The following is a 227-nucleotide window of genomic DNA, read 5'->3' on the forward strand; positions in this document are numbered from 1 at the left end:
GTCAGCGTCAACAAGCGCGAGCCAATCAGCAAGCACAAGTGCATCTGAGTCAGCGTCAACAAGTGCAAGCCAATCAGCATCGACAAGCGCAAGTCAATCAGCATCGACAAGTGCATCTGAGTCAGCGTCAACAAGTGCGAGCCAATCAGCAAGCACAAGCGCATCTGAGTCAGCATCGACAAGCGCGAGCCAATCAGCAAGCACATCAGCATCTGAGTCAGCATCAA

Annotated in this window: 1 protein-coding gene; it reads left to right on the forward strand. The window is 52.4% G+C overall.

Annotated elements, in window-relative coordinates:
• Positions 1-227: hypothetical protein (locus EII37_RS11040; RefSeq protein ID WP_142997545.1), on the forward strand; the 227-nt coding region annotated here is incomplete at both ends.

This window comes from Streptococcus sp. OH4692_COT-348 (assembly GCF_003859975.1).
In the GTDB taxonomy this organism is placed as follows: domain Bacteria; phylum Bacillota; class Bacilli; order Lactobacillales; family Streptococcaceae; genus Streptococcus.